Here is a 16,386-nt window from a genome sequence, read left to right on the forward strand (position 1 = left end):
ACCCCGCCCCCTCCTCTCCCGGGAGACCCGATGACCGTGAACTTCCCGCCCGGCTTCCTCTGGGGCACCGCCACCGCCGCCTACCAGATCGAGGGCGCCCCCCACGAGGACGGCCGCACCCCCTCCATCTGGGACACCTTCTCCCACACCCCCGGCAGGACCCTCGCCGGCGACACCGGCGACACGGCCACCGACCACTACCACCGCCGCCGGGACGACGTCCGCCTGATGGCGGACCTCGGCATCGGCGCCTACCGCTTCTCCGTCTCCTGGCCGCGCGTCCAGCCCTCCGGCCGCGGCCACGCCAACCAGCCGGGCCTGGACTTCTACCGCGCCCTCGTCGACGACCTCCTCGAACACGGCATCCGCCCCGTCCTGACCCTCTACCACTGGGACCTGCCGCAGGAGCTGGAGACGGCGGGCGGCTGGCCCGAGCGCGGCACCGCCCACCGCTTCGCCGACTACGCCCACCTCGTCGCCGAGGCCCTCGGCGACCGCGTCGACATGTGGACCACCCTCAACGAGCCCTGGTGCAGCGCCTTCCTCGGCTACGGCTCCGGCGTGCACGCCCCCGGCCGCACCGACGACCTGGCAGCCCTGCGCGCCGCCCACCACCTCAACCTCGCCCACGGCCTGGGCGCCCAGGCCCTGCGCGCGGTCCTGCCCTCGCACGGTCAGGTGTCGGTCACCCTCAACCCCGGAGTCGTCCGGGCCTTCACCGACGCCCCCGCGGACCTCGACGCCCAGCGGCGCATCGACGCCCTGGCCACGCGTATCTTCACGGGGCCCATGCTGCACGGCGCGTACCCGGACGACCTGCTGGCCGACACGGCGGGCATCACGGACTGGGCGTTCGTGCACGACGGCGACCCGAGCGTCATCAAGCACCCCCTCGACTCGCTGGGCATCAACTACTACACCCCCACAGTGGTAGCAGCCGCCACTGACAACGGCCTTCCCGGCGAGGCCACGGAGCCCTCGCCCTGGCCGGGCGCCGCCGGCGTCGCCTTCCACCGCCCGCCCGGCAAACGGACCGCCATGGACTGGTCCGTCGACCCCACCGGCCTGTACGACCTGCTGGTCCGCTTCGCCGAGGAGGTCCCCGGCCTGCCCCTGGTGATCACCGAGAACGGCGCCGCGTACGACGACAAGCCCGACGGCGACGGCACGGTGCACGACCCGGAGCGCATCGCCTACCTGCACGCCCACCTGGACGCCGTCCGGCGGGCCATCGCCGACGGCGCCGACGTCCGCGGCTACTTCCTCTGGTCGCTGCTCGACAACTTCGAATGGGCCCACGGCTACAGCAAGCGCTTCGGCGCCGTCCACGTCGACTACGCCACCCAGACGCGCACGCCCAAGTCCAGCGCCCGCTGGTACTCCCAGGTCGCCCGGACGGGCCAGCTGCCGCCCTACTAGCGGCGGCCCGGGGTCACTCGCAGACCGGCGGCCACCGGAAGACCGACGGTCACTCGAAGACCGACGGGCACCCGAATCCCGGCTGTCACTCGAAGACCGACGGCGGCGGCTCCGGCGACGGCCGGGCGCTCGCGTCCGTGACCGGCGCCGCGCCGCCCGTGAAGTCCGCCAGCGCCCGGCCGTGTTCGACCCGCCCCTGGTGCGGGTCGGACGCGGCCCTGCGGGTCAGCTCGGCGACGGGCAGGGCGTGGTCGGAGGCGAGCAGCACGGCGTTGCCGAAGCGGCGCCCGCGCAGCACCGCCGGGTCGGCGGTCAGGCAGAGCTCGGGGAAGACGGTGCCCACCGTCGCGATCTGCGACTTCACGTAGGCCAGCGGCGGGCCGTCCGCGAGGTTCGCCGCGTAGAAGCCGCCGGGCCGCAGCGCCCGCCGCACCTCGGCGGCGAACTCGGCGCTGGTCAGGTGCGCGGGCGTGCGGGCGCCGCTGAAGACGTCGGCGATGATCAGGTCGGCCCAGCCGTCCGGCACCTTGGCCAGCCCCTCGCGGGCGTCGCAGCCCCGCACCCGGATCCGCCAGCCGCTGTCCAGCGGCAGCTCCCGCCGTACGAACTGCACGAGCGGCGCGTCGATCTCCACGATCTGCTGGGTCGAGCGGGGGCGCGTGGCGGCGACGTACCGGGCGAGGGTGAAGGCGCCGCCGCCGAGGTGGAGCACCTGGAGCGGTTTGCCGGGCGGTGCGGCGAGGTCGGCGATGTGGCCGAGCCGGCGCTGGTAGGCGAAGTCCAGGTGCGAGGGGTCGTCGAGATCCACGTGGGACTGGGGTGCGCCGTCGATCAGGAGGGTGAAGCCCCGGGGGCGGTCACGGTCGGGCACGAGCTCGGCGAGCCCGCCGGCGACCTGCTCCGCGACCGGTTCGGCGGCGCGGCCGCGCCCTTGCTTCTTCTTGACCTTGCCCACCCGGCAAGTATCGCCCAGGGGGCGGGCCGGCTAGCGGCAGCGGTCGACCGCCGCGATCGTCCGGGCGGCCTCGCCGAGGGCGTCGCGCAGGACCGCCGGGTCCGTGGCGGAGGAGAAGGCGGCCTCCGGGGCGACGAGCCAGCCGGCGCCGGTGAGGAGCGGCCCGTCCGCGACCGCGCGGACCCCCCGGCCGAGGGTCTGGGTGCAGGCGCTGCCCGGCACGTCCCAGGCGTCGGCGGTGCCGGGGGGCACCAGGAAGCCGAGGGTGTCGCACTCGTCGTCGTGCAGGACGGGGCCGACGCCGTCGCGCAGCCGGAGGATGTCGACCGCCTCCAGGCCCTGCCGGGCGGGGACGGTGACCAGGTCGCACGCACCGGCGTCGGGGGCGAGGCCCGCCGCCCGGGGCGCGCAGGGGGAAGGGCTGCGGTCCTGACGCGGCTGGTGCAGGGCCGTCGTCCGCGAGCTGCTGCTGTCCACTCCGGCCTCCACCAAGGGAAACCCCTCCTCCGCCGTGCCACTACGCTCCGCGTCGAGCGTGCTCGAAGGGTTCAACGCGCGAAGGGCGTCAACGGCAACGGGCGCATGCCGTCACAAAGGATGGCACTTCATGGCGGATCACGGGTGGGATATCCGGTTTGTAGCGAAATGAAGGGCCGAACGGGGGGTAGGGGTCACCGATTACCGGTACGGTCGCGCCCATGGTGTCGCCCCACGCGCCGAACATGGCGTTCCGGCAGCTGCGGGGCGCCCGTTCGGCGGCCGAGTTCGCGGCGGCCGTTCGGCGGGCGGCCCGCGAGATCGGCGAGCAGGTCTCGTGCGACGCGCGCTACATCGGCCGCGTCGAGTCCGGGGAGATCCGCTGCCCCAACTACGCCTACGAGCGGGTGTTCCGGCACATGTTCCCCGGCTGCGAACCGGAGGACATGGGCTTCGTCCCGCGCGAGGTGGTCCGCGGGCGGGGGGCGCGCAGCAAGGGGAGCGCCCCCTCCGATTGCACCGACCAGCCCAAGGAGAGCGACGTGTTGCGGCGCGCGTTCATGACCGGCAGTACGGCGGCCGCGGTGGCCGCGGCCTCCCTGGGAGCCGCCGCCCCGGCCGCCTCCGCGGTGCGCGTCCCGCGCCGCGCCGGCGACGCCGAGGCGTCCGCCGTCGAGCAGGCCGTCCGCCGCATCCGGCTGCTGGACGACCGGCACGGCGCCGACGGCCTCTACCGCCGCGCCACGCGGCCGCTGCGGCTCGCCTACGAGCTCCTCGACGCCGGCACCCGCCGCCAGTCCGTCGCCGACCGGCTGCAGTCGGGCGCGGGCGAACTCTCGCTCTCCGTGGGCTGGCTGGCCCACGACTCGGGCCGCTTCGCCGACGCCCGCTCGCACTACGCCGAGGCGCTCGCCACGGCCCGGGTCGCCGGGGACGCGGCCCTGGAGGCCCACGCCTTCTGCAACACCGCCTTCCTCGCGCGCGATGCCGGCCGCCCGCGGGAGGCGGTGCGCGCGGCGCAGGCCGCCCAGGGCGCGGCCAGGGCGCTGTCCTCGGCGCGGCTGCTGTCCCTGCTGGCCCTGCGGGAGGCGGGCGGCTGGGCCGGGCTCGGGGACCGGACCGCCTGCGAGGCCGCCCTGCTGCGGGCGCGCACGCTCTTCGGCCGCGGCCCGTGCGGCGCGGACCCCGAGTGGATGAGCTTCTTCGGCGAGGCCGAACTGGAGGGGCTGGAGGCGCAGTGCCGGTCGGCGCTCGGCGACTGGCGGCGGGCGGCCATCCACGCGCAGCGCGCCGTCGACCTCCAGGACGCTCACTTCGCCCGCAACATCGCCCTCTTCACCGCGCAGCTCGCGGGCGACCTGGCCCGGGCCGGCGCGCCGGACGAGGCGGCGGCCGCCGGGGAGCGCGCGCTGGACCTGCTGGCCGAGGTCCGCTCGGCGCGGATCCGGTCGATGCTCGCCGGCACGGCCCGGCTGCTCGGCGGCCGGTACGGCGGGGAGCCGGCGGTGGCGTCCTTCCTGGAGCGGCGTCTGGAGCGACACGCCGCGGACTGACGCCGGACGGCCTACCCCGGGGCAGCCCGAGGGGGCCGCAAGAACGACAAGGGCCCCGGTCCGCTTCCGCGGACCGGGGCCCTTCGCCAGGGTGAGTAACGGGACTCGAACCCGCGACATCCTGGACCACAACCAGGTGCTCTACCAGCTGAGCTATACCCACCATGACCGGTGACTTGTGGTGTGTTTCCCACCGGCCGAGAAAAAGCTTACACGGTCTTCGGGGGTGCTCGCTCCCAGCTTTCGCCGAGCCGGGAGCGAGCTACGTCACTATCCCTGAGCAGGCAGGACGTGTTTGGCCGCGATGGCCTTCGCCGTGTCCGAGTCCGGACCGGGCTGCGGGACGAAGATCGCCTCGCGGTAGTAGCGGAGCTCGGCGATCGATTCCCGGATGTCGGCGAGCGCGCGGTGGTTGCCGCTCTTCTTCGGGCTGGAGAAATAGGCCCGCGGATACCAGCGGCGGGACAGCTCCTTCACCGACGACACGTCGACGATCCGGTAGTGCAGGTGGGACTCCAGGGCGGGCATGTCCCGCGCGAGGAAACCGCGGTCGGTGCCGACCGAGTTCCCGCACAGCGGGGCCTTGCCCGGCTCCGGGACGTGCTCGCGGACGTAGGCGAGGACCTGCTGCTCGGCGTCCTCCAGGGTGGTGCCCTTGTCCAGCTCCGCGAGCAGCCCGGAAGCCGTGTGCATCTGGCGCACCACCTCGGGCATGGTGACGAGGGCCTCGGCGGGCGGGCGGACGACGATGTCCACGCCGTCGCCGAGGATGTTCAGCTCCGAGTCGGTCACCAGGGCGGCCACCTCGATGAGCGCGTCGTCCGACAGCGAGAGCCCGGTCATCTCGCAGTCGATCCACACCATGCGATCGTTCATGCTCCTCACCCTACGGGGCGTTCCCGCTGGCCGGGCAGGCGTGGGGTGTAGAGGTCCGAATCCGGCTTGCCCGGTTCCGCGGCATTCACCCCATATCCACCGCTATGCCCGCCCGGTACGCCCGGGTGGGAGCCGTGCGGACCGTGGCCCGGGTGCCCGCCGTGCGCCGGCGGCGGACCGCCAAGCACCCCGCCCGCGCCGGAGGCGGCGTGGGCCGGGGCCATGGCCGCCCGCCGGAGCGCCATCACCGACGGCTCCCCGGTCCGCTGCTCGCCGAGCTCCGGCCGGTCGAACCGGTCCGGCCGCTCCCGCTCCGTACGCCCCTCGCGCTCGGCCCGCTCGGGGCGGTCGGCCGAGCCGCTCTGGGGCCTGCGCGCGCGGTACGCGGCCCGGTAGGCGGCGGGGGAGGACCCCAGCTGCCGGCGGAAGTGCCCGCGCAGCGCCACCGGGGAGCGGAACCCGCAGCGGCCGGCGACCTCGTCCACCGAATAGTCGGAGGTCTCCAGCAGCCGCTGTGCCTGGAGCACCCGCTGGGTGATCAGCCACTGCAGGGGCGCGCTCCCGGTGAGCGAGCGGAACCGCCGGTCGAAGGTCCGGCGGGACATGTACGCACGGGCGGCGAGCGTCTCCACGTCGAACTGCTCGTGGAGGTGCTCCAGCGCCCAGGCGACGACCTCGGCGAGCGGGTCGGCGCCGATCTCCTCCGGTAAAGACCTGTCGAGGTAGCGCTCCTGCCCGCCGCTGCGGCGCGGCGGGACGACGAGCCGGCGGGCCAGCGCCCCGGCCGCGTCGGCTCCGTGGTCGGTGCGGACTATGTGCAGGCACAGGTCGATGCCTGCCGCGGTGCCCGCGGAGGTCAGTACGTCGCCGTCGTCGACGAAGAGCTCCCGCGGGTCCACGTGGACCGACGGATAGCGCTTGGCGAGCGTGGGCGCGTACATCCAGTGGGTGGTGGCGGGCCTGCCGTCGAGCAGTCCCGCCGCGGCCAGTACGAAGGCCCCGGTGCACAGCCCGACGATGCGGGCGCCCTCCTCGTGGGCGCGGCGCAGCGCGTCGAGTGCGGCGGTGGGCGGCGGCTGGGTGATCGACCGCCAGGCCGGTACGACGACGGTGCCGGCCCGGGAGAGCGCCTCCAGGCCGTACGGTGCGGTCAATTCCAGGCCGCCGGTTGTTCGCAATGGCACATCTTCGCCCGCGCACACCAGCAAGCGGTAGCGGGGGACTCCGGCGTCCTGTCGGTCGATGCCGAACACGGAGAGCGGAATGGAGCTTTCGAAGATGGGGCCGCCGCTGAATAGCAGCACTGCGACGATCTCCCGGCGGCGGCGTCCGGAGAGCTTGCGCGTGGTCTCCGGTACGGTCGTGGAGTCCTGGCTCATGGCGCTAAGCCCCCCTCGGCGGTCGAGTCCTCTCGGTCCTGCACGTTTCCCCTCGGTCCTGAACGGTTCCCCCGCCGGTCATGGCCAAGATCGAATCTACTGCGTCGAATGGAGACGCAGTGACCAGTTCACCACTCGGCTCTAAGTCGACATGGCAACTTGGCGCGAAGCGTTCGATCACGAAGCGTTGCACTTGCAGGCCTCGGTGAAAAGTACGCCTCTCGCCCATGCCCAATCCCCGTAGGGTGCAACCGCCCTCCGCGGTCCTTTCCTTGCTGGTCGACCGGCTGTTAGGGGCGTCTCAAGCCAAGGTATGGGGTTCGGACTGAAGTTGGCTGAAAAGTGGTGGGTCCAGGTGTGCGAAAGTGTCAAACAGCCCTCGGCTGTCCCTCGCTGAGCCGCCGTTTCGCGGCACCCGCGGCGGTCAGTCGACCGGCGCCGCGCCCCCGGGGTGACGCCCTCCGCGGTGCGCCCCCGCGCCCGTCCTGCCGTGCCGCCCGCGGTGCGGGAGCGCCTGCTCCGCAAGAGCCCTCGCCGCACTGCGCTCCGCCTGCCGCAGCAGGGCGCGGCAGGTACAGGTGAGGGCGACGAGCCCGGCCGCCGTGCCCGCGGCGCCGCCGAAGGACTGGCCGCAGATCAGCAGGGTCACGGGGACGAGCACGCAGCTGAAGGCCGCCCAGCGGACCACGTCGCTCACCGGATCGGGGGAGTCCTGCGGCGGGGCGTCGGCGCGGGCGTGGTCACGGGTTCCGGGCACGGATCGCTCCCTGGGGGCGGCGGGCTGGCGGTGGTACAACGTCCGGCCCGGGCCCTCGGTCACTGCGCCGAGCGCATCGGGAGTACGCCCGGAGCGCGGCCGGGGCATTGCGCTACGCGCCGCCCTCGTGCATGCTCCGGGGAACGCCCGCCCGCCTTACGACCCACCGGCGGTCCGGGCGGGCACCGCGTGCCACGCCCGTGCGACCCCTGGCTCCGAGCCGCCGGTCGGCCCCTGGGCAGGCGGCGAGTGTCGCCGTACCCTGGTGGGTAAGTGATTGAAAAGATGAATCCCGGACGGATTTTGCCTCCAAGATCCGACCCCGGGGGAGCAACCGCCGATCTCCCTCCGCCCGAGGACACCCTTCGCCGAGATACCGATGGCCGGTCACGAATTCTCCGAACCTGCGGACCGCAAGCGGGTCGCCGATCACGCGGCGCACCCCGACGCGGCGGAAGAAACACGCCATTCCTGCGATCCGGCGTTCCAGCACGGCGTCGTGGTGGGCTTCGACGGCTCCACGTCCAGCGAGCGAGCGCTTGCGTATGCAATCGGGATGGCCCGGCGCTCCGGCTCCGGGCTGATCATCGTGCACGTGGCCAACCGGCTGCCGACCACCGTCTGGGCGGGCTGCGAGCCCCCCGTCTTCGTGGACGTCCCCGACCACCGCACCGAGGTCCTGGGCCTGGAACTGGCCTGCGCGGACTATCTGTCGGAGGTCCCGTGGATCCTCGTCGAGCGCGGCGGCGACATCTGCCACGAACTGGAGGAGGTCGGCCGGGAGTACGCGGCCGATGCGATCGTCGTCGGCTCGACGCACGGCCTGGTCGGCCGGATCTTCGGCTCGGTGGCGGGCCGGCTGGCCCGGCGGGCCCAGCGCCCCGTCGTCGTTATTCCGTAGCCGCTTTCCTCACCCTGCAGGGGTGATGACTCCTGCCCCGGACTTGACGGCCCGTGAATCTACCCGCGCGTAGGGGGTGGATCGCGCCGCGCCGGAGGGTAGGAACCGCCCGATGGCGTGCTGCCGTACGGGAGGTGACGGTTCCCGGAAGCGGCGGCATCCCCGCCGGCGCGAGGGCGAACGCCGGCGCATGGGAAAGCGGCCTTCCCGCGCGCGTGGTGGCACGTGCGGGAAGGCCGTTCCTCTCGGACCTGTCGCGGACAGGTGCGGACAGGTACGAGAGCGCGGGGCCCGGGCCGCCGCCCGGGCGCGAGGGGTGACTACTCGACGGTGACGGACTTCGCCAGGTTGCGCGGCTTGTCGATGTCGCGGCCCATGGCCTTGGCCGTGTAGTAGGCGAAGAGCTGCAGCGGGATGCCCATCAGGATGGCGTCCAGCTCGTCCTCGTTCTTCGGCACGACGATCGTGTGGTCGGCCTTCTCCTGCACCTGGTGCGCGACGGCGAGGATGCGGCCGCTGCGGGCCTTGATCTCCTCCAGCGCGGCGCGGTTCTTCTCCAGCAGCTCGTCGTCCGGGACGATCGCGACGGTCGGCATCGCCGGCTCGATCAGGGCCAGCGGACCGTGCTTGAGCTCGGAGGCCGGGTAGGCCTCGGCGTGGATGTACGAGACCTCCTTGAGCTTCAGCGAGGCCTCGCGGGCCACCGGGTAGCCCCGGACGCGGCCGATGAACATCATCGACTTGGCCTCGGCGTACTCCTTGGCCAGCTCCTCGATCTGCGCCTCGTTCGCCAGGATCTCCTCGATCTGGCCGGGCAGCTTGCGCAGGCCCTCGATGATCCGCTTGCCGTCGGCGACGGACAGGTCGCGGGTGCGGCCGAGGTGCAGGGCGAGCAGGCCGAAGGAGACCACCATGTTGGTGAAGCACTTGGTGGAGACGACGCAGACCTCGGGGCCGGCGTGCACGTAGATGCCGCCGTCGGTCTCGCGGGCGATCGCGGAGCCGACCACGTTCACCAGGCCCAGGACGCGGGCGCCCTTGCGCTTGAGCTCCTGGACGGCGGCGAGCACGTCGTAGGTCTCACCGGACTGGGAGACGGCGATGTAGAGGGTGTCGGGGTCCACGACCGGGTTGCGGTAGCGGAACTCGGAGGCCGGCTCGGCGTCCGCGGGGATGCGGGCCAGCTCCTCGATCATCTGGGCGCCGATCTGGCCGGCGTGGTACGAGGTGCCGCAGCCGAGGATCTTGACGCGGCGCACGGCGCGGGCGTCACGGGCGTCCAGGTTCAGGCCGCCCAGGTGCACGGTGGAGAAGCGGTCGTCGATGCGGCCGCGCAGGGCGCGGTCCACGGCGTCGGCCTGCTCGTGGATCTCCTTGTGCATGTACGTGTCGTGGCCGCCCATGTCGTACGACTCGGCCTCCCACTCGACGGTGGTCGGCTGGGCCGAGGTGGAGGAGCCCTCGGTGGTGTACGTGCGGTAGTCGTCGGCGCGCAGGGTGGCCATCTCGCCGTCGTCGAGGGTGACGACCTGGCGGGTGTGCGAGACCAGGGCGGCGACGTCGGAGGAGACGAACATCTCCTTCTCGCCTATGCCCAGCACCACGGGGGAGCCGTTGCGGGCGACGACGATGCGGTCCGGGAAGTCGGCGTGCAGGACGGCGATGCCGTACGTGCCCTCGATGTGCCCCACCGCCTCGCGGACCTTCTCCTCCAGCGTGCCGGCCTCGGAGCGGGCGATCAGGTGCGCCAGGACCTCGGTGTCGGTGTCGGAGACGAAGACGAAGCCCTCGGCCGTCAGCCGGGTGCGCAGGTCGGCGGCGTTGTCGATGATGCCGTTGTGGACGACGGCGACCTTCTCGTCGGCGTCCAGGTGCGGGTGGGCGTTGACGTCGTTCGGCGCGCCGTGGGTGGCCCAGCGGGTGTGGGCGATGCCGGTGGTGCCGTTGAAGCGCTTGGGGAGGCGGGACTCCAGCTCGCGCACACGGCCCTTGGCCTTGGCGGACTTCAGGCCACCGGTCTTGCCGCCGGCGTGCAGCGCGATGCCCGCGGAGTCGTAGCCGCGGTACTCCAGGCGCTGCAGCCCCTCCAGGAGCAGCGGCGCGACGTCGCGCTTACCGATGTATCCGACGATTCCGCACATAAGTGGTGACCCTCCCAGAGAAACGATCAGTGGTGCCCGGCAGTGGGCGGCGGTAGCGGCGCCGGCCCGTGCTGCCTCAGCCGTAGACGATGCGGCGCAGCTGCCGCAGCGAGAGCTCCGGCGGGGCCACCGCACGGTGCGGCAGCTCCGCCGAGATCCGCTCGAAGATCTCCGCGTTGCGCAGTCCGCCGGACTGCAGCTCGCGGTGGCGGCGGCGGACGAAGCTCTCGGTCGTCTCGTCGAAGTACGCCAGGACGTCCAGGACCACCCGGGCGGCCTCGCCGCGCTGAAGCGGCGTGCTGCGCACCAGGTGATCCACCAGGTCGTCATGATTCATACGGCGTTCGAGCACCCGTCGATACTGAGGGCTGTCGGAGACATTCGCAAGAATCCTGCCCGAAATCGGGCAGGAGTGGAGGGAGCGAGGGTGGAATCAGGGTGCGAATCAACTAGAAACGCTTCAATACGGCCGCTTTCGCCGCCGTGAACTCGTCCTCGGTCAGGATTCCGGCGCGGTGCAGCTCGCCGAGCTCCCGCAGCCGGCGCAGCAGGGCGTCGTGATCGGGGCCCTCTGCGGGGGCGCCCGCGGCGGGCCCGGCGGGGAGCGCGGCGGCCTCCGGGGCCTTGGCGAGCGACGTCGGCGCGCCGTGCGCCCCGGCGCCGGAGGGGTGCGGCAGCCGGGCCACGACCGCGGCGGCCACCACCGCCATCAGCGGGTCCTTCTTGAAGCCGAAGAGGTCGATCGCGTGGGGGTCGTGCTTGGGCGGGGCCTTGGTCGGCTCACGGCGGACGGTGAAGCGGAGGTAGCCGTTCTCCAGGCCCTTCGAGGGCATCCACTCCACCGAGCGGACGTCCGCCAGGGCGAGGGACTGCGGTCCTGCGGACTTCTTGCCCTCCTCGGTCGTCCAGTTCCACTCCAGGCGGATGCACTCGCCGTCGAAGGTCACCGTGCCGTCGCCGGCGGCGGCCGACAGCGGCACCGTCGGGCCGGGCAGGAGGTAGCGGTCCGAGGGCCCGGCCGGCACCTGGTCCAGGAGGAGGGCGTTGCGCACCTCGTCCACGAAGTACTCCGCGACGCCCGCGCGATCGGGGTCGACCGTCAGCTGGTACGGGTCGGCGGCGTCCGGCAGCCGGCCCCGCGCCACCTGCAGCAGGGGGTCGGCCCCGTCGCGCAGCCGCAGCCGCAGGCGCCCGCTCCTGCGGCCCGGCTCGTGGGCGATCCCCGCCACGGCCGTCAGCGGAACGGCCAGCTCACCGAGGGTCCGGCGCAACACGTGCACGCCGCGTTCGCTGCCCGGGACGATCCGTATCGTTTCGCCGTCGAAGGTCCACGTACCGTCCTTCTGGAGGATCTCAGCCATGAGGGGATTCTCTCAGGCACATACGCTCGGAAGGGCGCGGACCGGGGCGCGCGCGGACCCCGGGACGTGCACCGCGGACCTTGACGCGAGCCGGGGCCGGCGATACCCAAGTGGTCGTTCGTACGCGTGAATTCCCGTGAGCGGTACGCCGAAGGGACTTCCTCTTGAGACGCACGAGCTTCGGACCGAGACGCACGAGCTCCGGACCGGGACGCCTGGCCCTCACCGGCGCCGCCCTGCTGCTCGCCGCCGCCGGAACGGCCGGCCCGGCGGCGTCCGCGGCCGCGGACCCCGGCCCCGCCCCGCTCGGCCACGTGGTGCCCGCCCCCGCGTCCGTGCGGCCTGGCGGGAAACCGTACGAGATCACCGCCCGCACCGTCGTACGGGTGGCGCCCGGCAACCGCGAGGCCGCACGGATCGGCGGCTATCTGGCCGGGCTGCTGCGCCCCTCCACGGGCTACCGGCTGCCCGTCGTGGACTCGGGGGCGGACGGGCCGGGGATCCGGCTGGTGCTCGGTGAAGACACCGGGGAGGGGGCCGGGCAGGCCGCCGAGGGGTACCGGCTGTCCGTCACCGCCCGCTCCGTGACCATCTCCGCGCGGGAGGGCGCCGGGCTCTTCCACGGCGTCCAGACCCTCCGGCAGCTGCTGCCCGCCCGCGCCGGGAGCACCTTCCGGCAGCCCGGGCCCTGGACCGTGGCGGGCGGCGTCGTCACCGACGCGCCGCGCTACGGCTACCGCGGCGCGATGCTCGACGTCGCCCGGCACTTCTTCACCGTCGACCAGGTGAAGCGGTACGTCGACCAGCTCGCCCTCTACAAGTACAACGCCCTCCACCTGCACCTCTCCGACGACCAGGGGTGGCGCATCGCCGTCGGCGCGTGGCCCCGGCTGGCCGCGTACGGCGGCAGCACGCAGGTGGGCGGCGGGCCGGGCGGCTCCTACAGCAAGGACGACTACCGCGAGATCGTCCGCCACGCCGCGAGCCGGTACCTCACCGTGGTGCCCGAGATCGACATGCCCGGGCACACCAACGCGGCCCTCGCCTCGTACGCCCGGCTGAACTGCGACGGCGTCGCGCGTCCCCTCTACACGGGCACGGAGGTCGGCTTCAGCTCGCTGTGCGTGGCGAAGGAGGACACGTACGCGTTCGCCGAGGACGTCATCGGCGAGCTCGCGGCGCTCACCCCCGGCCCCTACCTGCACATCGGCGGCGACGAGGCGCACTCGACCAGCGCGGCCGACTACGCGGCCTTCATGGACCGGGTGCAGCCCGTCGTCGCCCGGCACGGCAAGACCGTCATCGGCTGGCACCAGCTCGCGGGGGCCCGTCCGGCGCCCGGCGCGCTCCTGCAGTACTGGGGCTACGGCCGGACCGGGGCCGCCGAGCGGGCCCGGGTCGCCGCCGCGGCGCGGGCGGGCGCGAAGCTGATCCTCTCGCCCGCGGACCGGGCGTACCTGGACATGAAATACACCAAGGACACGCCGCTGGGCCTGCAGTGGGCGGGCCTCGTCGAGGTGCGGCAGTCCTACGACTGGGACCCCGGCGGCTATCTGCCGGACGCGCCCGCCCCGGCCGTGGCGGGCGTCGAGGCGCCGCTGTGGACGGAGACGATCACCACGAGCGCGCAACTGGAGTACATGGCGTTCCCACGGCTGGCGGGCATCGCCGAACTCGGCTGGTCCCCGCGGGCGACGCACGACTGGGAGTCCTACCGGGTGCGGCTGGCGGCGCAGGGGCCGCGGTGGGACGCGATGGGCATCGCGTACTACCGCTCGCCCCAGGTGCCGTGGCTCGGTTCGTGACCGGGTCACGGGGCCCCGCGGTGCGGCCCCGGCCGGGGTGGTTCGGCACCGCCGGTCACCTCCGGTGGGGGCTGATCGCCGCTGCGGCGGAATGAAGGGTGCGCGTCCGCACCCTTCACCGGCCCCTGCCCGGGGTGGACCGGGCAGCCACCCGCGCGTGGGGGCGGGCCTAGCCCGCGAACCCCAGTTCGCGGGCGATCAGCATCCGCTGTACCTCGCTCGTGCCCTCGCCGATCTCCAGGATCTTGGAGTCGCGCCACATCCGGGCCACCGGGTACTCGTTCATGAAGCCGTAGCCGCCGTGGATCTGCGTGGCCTCGCGGGCGTTGGTGACCGCGATCTCCGACGAGTACAGCTTGGCCAGGGCGGCCTCCTTCTTGAACGGCTCGCCGTGCACCAGCCGGGACGCCGCGTCGCGCCAGGCGAGCCGCGCGGTGTGCGCCCGCATCTCCATGTCGGCCAGCTTGAACTGGATGGCCTGGTTCGCGCCGATCGGCCGGCCGAACGCCTGCCGCTCCTTGGCGTACTTCACCGACTCGTCGACGCAGCCCTGTGCCAGCCCCGTGGCCAGCGCCGAGATCGCGATCCGGCCCTCGTCCAGTATCCGCAGGAACTGGGCGTAGCCGCGCCCCTCCTCGCCCACCAGGTTGGCCTTCGGGACGCGGACGTCGGAGAAGGACAGCTCGCGGGTGTCGGAGGCGTTCCAGCCGACCTTGGAGTAGGGGGCGGCGACGGTGAAGCCGGGCGTGCCGGAGGGGACGATGATCGAGGAGATCAGCGGCTTGCCCTCGGGCGTGCGGCCGGTCACCGCGGTGACGGTGACCAGGCCGGTGATGTCCGTGCCGGAGTTGGTGATGAAGCACTTGGTGCCGTTGATCACCCACTCGCCGGTGGCCTCGTCCAGCCGGGCCGTGGTGCGCGTGCCGCCCGCGTCCGAGCCGCACTCGGGCTCGGTGAGGCCGAAGGCGCCCAGGATCTCGCCGGAGCACATCTTCGGCAGCCAGGTGCGCTTCTGCTCCTCGGTGCCGAAGCGGAAGATCGGCATGGCGCCCAGCGAGACGCCGGCCTCCAGGGTGATGGCGACCGAGGAGTCGACCCGGGCGAGCTCCTCCAGGGCCAGGCCGAGGGCCAGGTAGTCGCCGCCCATGCCGCCGTACTCCTCGGGGAACGGCAGCCCGAACAGCCCCATGCGGCCCATCTCCCGCACGATCTCGTACGGGAACTCGTGGCGCTCGTAGAAGTCGCCGATCTTGGGGGCGACCACGTCGTGTGCGAACTCCTCCACCGTGCGGCGGAGTTCCTCGTGCTCGGGGGTGAGGCGGTGGTCCAGCGGCATGGCTCAGGGCTCCTGATGGGAGAGGGCGCGGACGGTACGGGAGGGGCTGGGCCGCCCCAGTTGCTCGGCCATCCACACGCTCGTGGCGGTGAGCCGGCCGAGGTCGACCCCGGTGTCGATACCGAGGCCGTCGAGCATCCAGACAAGGTCTTCGGTGGCGAGATTGCCCGTGGCGCTCTTCGCGTACGGGCAGCCGCCGAGGCCGCCGGCGGAGGCGTCGACGGTGGTGACGCCGTGCCGCAGGGCGGCCAGGGTGTTGGCCAGGGCCTGGCCGTAGGTGTCGTGGAAGTGGACGGCGAGCCGGCCGGTCTCCACGCCCGCCTCGTTCAGGGCGGTCAGCAGGGCGGTGACGTGGCCGGGCGTGGCCACGCCGATGGTGTCGCCGAGGCTCAGCTCGTCGCAGCCGAGGTCCAGCAGGCGGCGGGCGACCCGGACGACCTGCTCCAGGGGGACGGCGCCCTCCCAGGGGTCGCCGAAGCACATGGACAGATAGCCGCGGACCGCGAGGCCCGCCTCGCGCGCCCCGGCCACGACCGGCGCGAACATCTCCAGCGACTCGTCGACCGTCCGGTTGAGGTTGGCCTTGGCGAAGGACTCCGTGGCGCTGCCGAAGACGGCGACCTCGCGGGCGCCGAGGGCGCGGGCGCGCTCCAGGCCGCGGGCGTTGGGCACGAGGACGGGCAGCCGGGCGGGCACGCCGTCCAGCAGGGGCAGCAGCTGCTCGGCGTCCGCGAGCTGCGGCACCCACTTGGGGTGCACGAAGCTCGTGGCCTCGACCGTGCCGAGGCCGGCCGCGGCGAGGCGGCGGATGAACTCCGCCTTCACCTCGGCCGGGACGATCGCCTTCTCGTTCTGCAGGCCGTCGCGCGGGCCCACTTCGTGGATCCGGACGCGGGCGGGGAGGCCGGGCTCGGGCACGGCCATGGGCAGTCCGCTGATCATGATTCCTCCGCGGGGCCGGCGGCGGGGGTGACGACGGCCAGGACCTGGTCCATGGCGACGGTGGCGCCGGGCGTCACGTCCAGCTCGGTGACGGTGCCGTCGTGCGGGGCGGAGATGACGTGCTCCATCTTCATGGCCTCCACGACGAGGAGGCTCTGCCCGGCGCTGACGAAGTCGCCCACGCCCGCCTTGACGACGGTGACGGTGCCGGGCATGGGGGCGGTGAGGGTGTCCGCTCCGGCGGCTCCGGCACCGCCGGCCGCGCCTTCGACGGGGTCGTGGCCGCGCAGGTGCCAGGCGTCGCCGTCCCGCCCGAGCCACACGCCCTCCGGGCCGGGGGCGGCGGTGAAGGCGTGGGTGACGCCGTGGAGTTCGAGCGTGACGGTCCCGCCGGCTGCGGCCCGGCCCGCGGGCACGGTGAGCAGCCGCGCGCTGCGGGGCTCACCGGAGGAGACGGCCGCGGGCGCGGCGCCGGACGATGCCA

Annotated in this window: 14 protein-coding genes, 1 tRNA gene and 1 pseudogene; 4 read left to right on the plus strand and 12 right to left on the minus strand. The window is 73.4% G+C overall.

The genetic code is table 11. The annotated features are described in order from the left end of the window. Positions 1-30: 30 nt before the first annotated feature. The gene (locus tag B7P34_RS22270) at positions 31-1,419 is read left to right on the plus strand and encodes a GH1 family beta-glucosidase (RefSeq protein WP_106679117.1); all 1,389 of its coding nucleotides are present in this window, start codon (positions 31-33) and stop codon (positions 1,417-1,419) included. Positions 1,420-1,504: 85 nt separating this feature from the next. On the opposite strand, the gene B7P34_RS22275 is transcribed toward B7P34_RS22270, so the two are convergent. Continuing rightward, positions 1,505-2,374, minus strand: coding sequence for a spermidine synthase (locus B7P34_RS22275; RefSeq protein WP_146166895.1), 870 nt, complete (start codon positions 2,372-2,374; stop codon positions 1,505-1,507). 30 nt (positions 2,375-2,404) lie between these two features. Next, positions 2,405-2,851 carry a hypothetical protein gene (locus B7P34_RS22280; protein WP_223268109.1) on the minus strand — a complete coding sequence of 149 codons (447 nt, stop codon included), beginning with the start codon at positions 2,849-2,851 and terminating at the stop codon, positions 2,405-2,407. A gap of 221 nt (positions 2,852-3,072) precedes the next feature. On the opposite strand from B7P34_RS22280, the gene B7P34_RS22285 reads away from it, so the two are divergent. Beyond that, positions 3,073-4,404 carry a transcriptional regulator gene (locus B7P34_RS22285; RefSeq protein WP_106679122.1) on the plus strand — a complete coding sequence of 444 codons (1,332 nt, stop codon included), beginning with the start codon at positions 3,073-3,075 and terminating at the stop codon, positions 4,402-4,404. A gap of 90 nt (positions 4,405-4,494) precedes the next feature. Here B7P34_RS22285 and B7P34_RS22290 read toward each other — a convergent pair. The 4 genes and pseudogenes from B7P34_RS22290 to B7P34_RS22305 all read right to left on the minus strand — a co-directional run bounded on the left by B7P34_RS22290 (position 4,495) and on the right by B7P34_RS22305 (position 7,416). After that, positions 4,495-4,567, minus strand: a tRNA-His gene (locus B7P34_RS22290). 107 nt (positions 4,568-4,674) lie between these two features. Next, positions 4,675-5,280, minus strand: a complete 606-nt coding sequence (gene orn, locus B7P34_RS22295) for an oligoribonuclease (protein ID WP_106679124.1) — start codon at positions 5,278-5,280, stop codon at positions 4,675-4,677. 371 nt (positions 5,281-5,651) lie between these two features. Beyond that, positions 5,652-6,659: pseudogene (locus B7P34_RS22300) on the minus strand (helix-turn-helix domain-containing protein); the annotation flags it as partial. A 424-nt stretch (positions 6,660-7,083) separates the two neighbouring features. Beyond that, on the minus strand, positions 7,084-7,416 hold the full coding sequence (locus B7P34_RS22305; protein ID WP_106679128.1) for a hypothetical protein: 333 nt from the start codon (positions 7,414-7,416) through the stop codon (positions 7,084-7,086). A 379-nt stretch (positions 7,417-7,795) separates the two neighbouring features. Between B7P34_RS22305 and B7P34_RS22310 the strand changes: the two genes are divergently transcribed. Then, on the plus strand, positions 7,796-8,317 hold the full coding sequence (locus B7P34_RS22310; protein ID WP_106679130.1) for a universal stress protein: 522 nt from the start codon (positions 7,796-7,798) through the stop codon (positions 8,315-8,317). A gap of 320 nt (positions 8,318-8,637) precedes the next feature. On the opposite strand, the gene glmS is transcribed toward B7P34_RS22310, so the two are convergent. The 3 genes from glmS to B7P34_RS22325 form a co-directional block, all read right to left on the minus strand. After that, positions 8,638-10,458 carry a glutamine--fructose-6-phosphate transaminase (isomerizing) gene (gene glmS / locus B7P34_RS22315; RefSeq protein WP_106679132.1) on the minus strand — a complete coding sequence of 607 codons (1,821 nt, stop codon included), beginning with the start codon at positions 10,456-10,458 and terminating at the stop codon, positions 8,638-8,640. 76 nt (positions 10,459-10,534) lie between these two features. Next, positions 10,535-10,795, minus strand: a complete 261-nt coding sequence (locus tag B7P34_RS22320) for a hypothetical protein (RefSeq protein ID WP_223268110.1) — start codon at positions 10,793-10,795, stop codon at positions 10,535-10,537. A gap of 112 nt (positions 10,796-10,907) precedes the next feature. Beyond that, positions 10,908-11,819, minus strand: a complete 912-nt coding sequence (locus B7P34_RS22325; protein WP_106679134.1) for a DUF4429 domain-containing protein — start codon at positions 11,817-11,819, stop codon at positions 10,908-10,910. 164 nt (positions 11,820-11,983) lie between these two features. Here B7P34_RS22325 and B7P34_RS22330 point away from each other — a divergent pair, with 164 nt between their 5' ends. After that, positions 11,984-13,624 (plus strand): beta-N-acetylhexosaminidase, encoded by a 1,641-nt coding sequence (locus B7P34_RS22330; RefSeq protein ID WP_106679136.1) that lies wholly within the window; start codon positions 11,984-11,986, stop codon positions 13,622-13,624. Between the two features lie 169 nt (positions 13,625-13,793). Here the strand turns inward: B7P34_RS22330 and B7P34_RS22335 are convergent, their stop codons facing one another. The 3 genes from B7P34_RS22335 to B7P34_RS22345 form a co-directional block, all read right to left on the minus strand. After that, positions 13,794-14,960 (minus strand): acyl-CoA dehydrogenase family protein, encoded by a 1,167-nt coding sequence (locus B7P34_RS22335; protein ID WP_223268111.1) that lies wholly within the window; start codon positions 14,958-14,960, stop codon positions 13,794-13,796. A 3-nt stretch (positions 14,961-14,963) separates the two neighbouring features. Then, complete coding sequence (locus B7P34_RS22340; RefSeq protein WP_106679138.1) at positions 14,964-15,902, minus strand: hydroxymethylglutaryl-CoA lyase; 939 nt, start codon at positions 15,900-15,902, stop codon at positions 14,964-14,966. Continuing rightward, positions 15,899-16,386: biotin/lipoyl-containing protein (locus B7P34_RS22345; RefSeq protein WP_286157504.1), on the minus strand; the 488-nt coding region annotated here is incomplete at its 5' end. The genes B7P34_RS22345 and B7P34_RS22340, both read right to left, overlap by 4 nt.

It is taken from the genome of Streptosporangium nondiastaticum, from assembly GCF_003011965.1.
Lineage (GTDB): Bacteria > Actinomycetota > Actinomycetes > Streptomycetales > Streptomycetaceae > Streptomyces > Streptomyces nondiastaticus.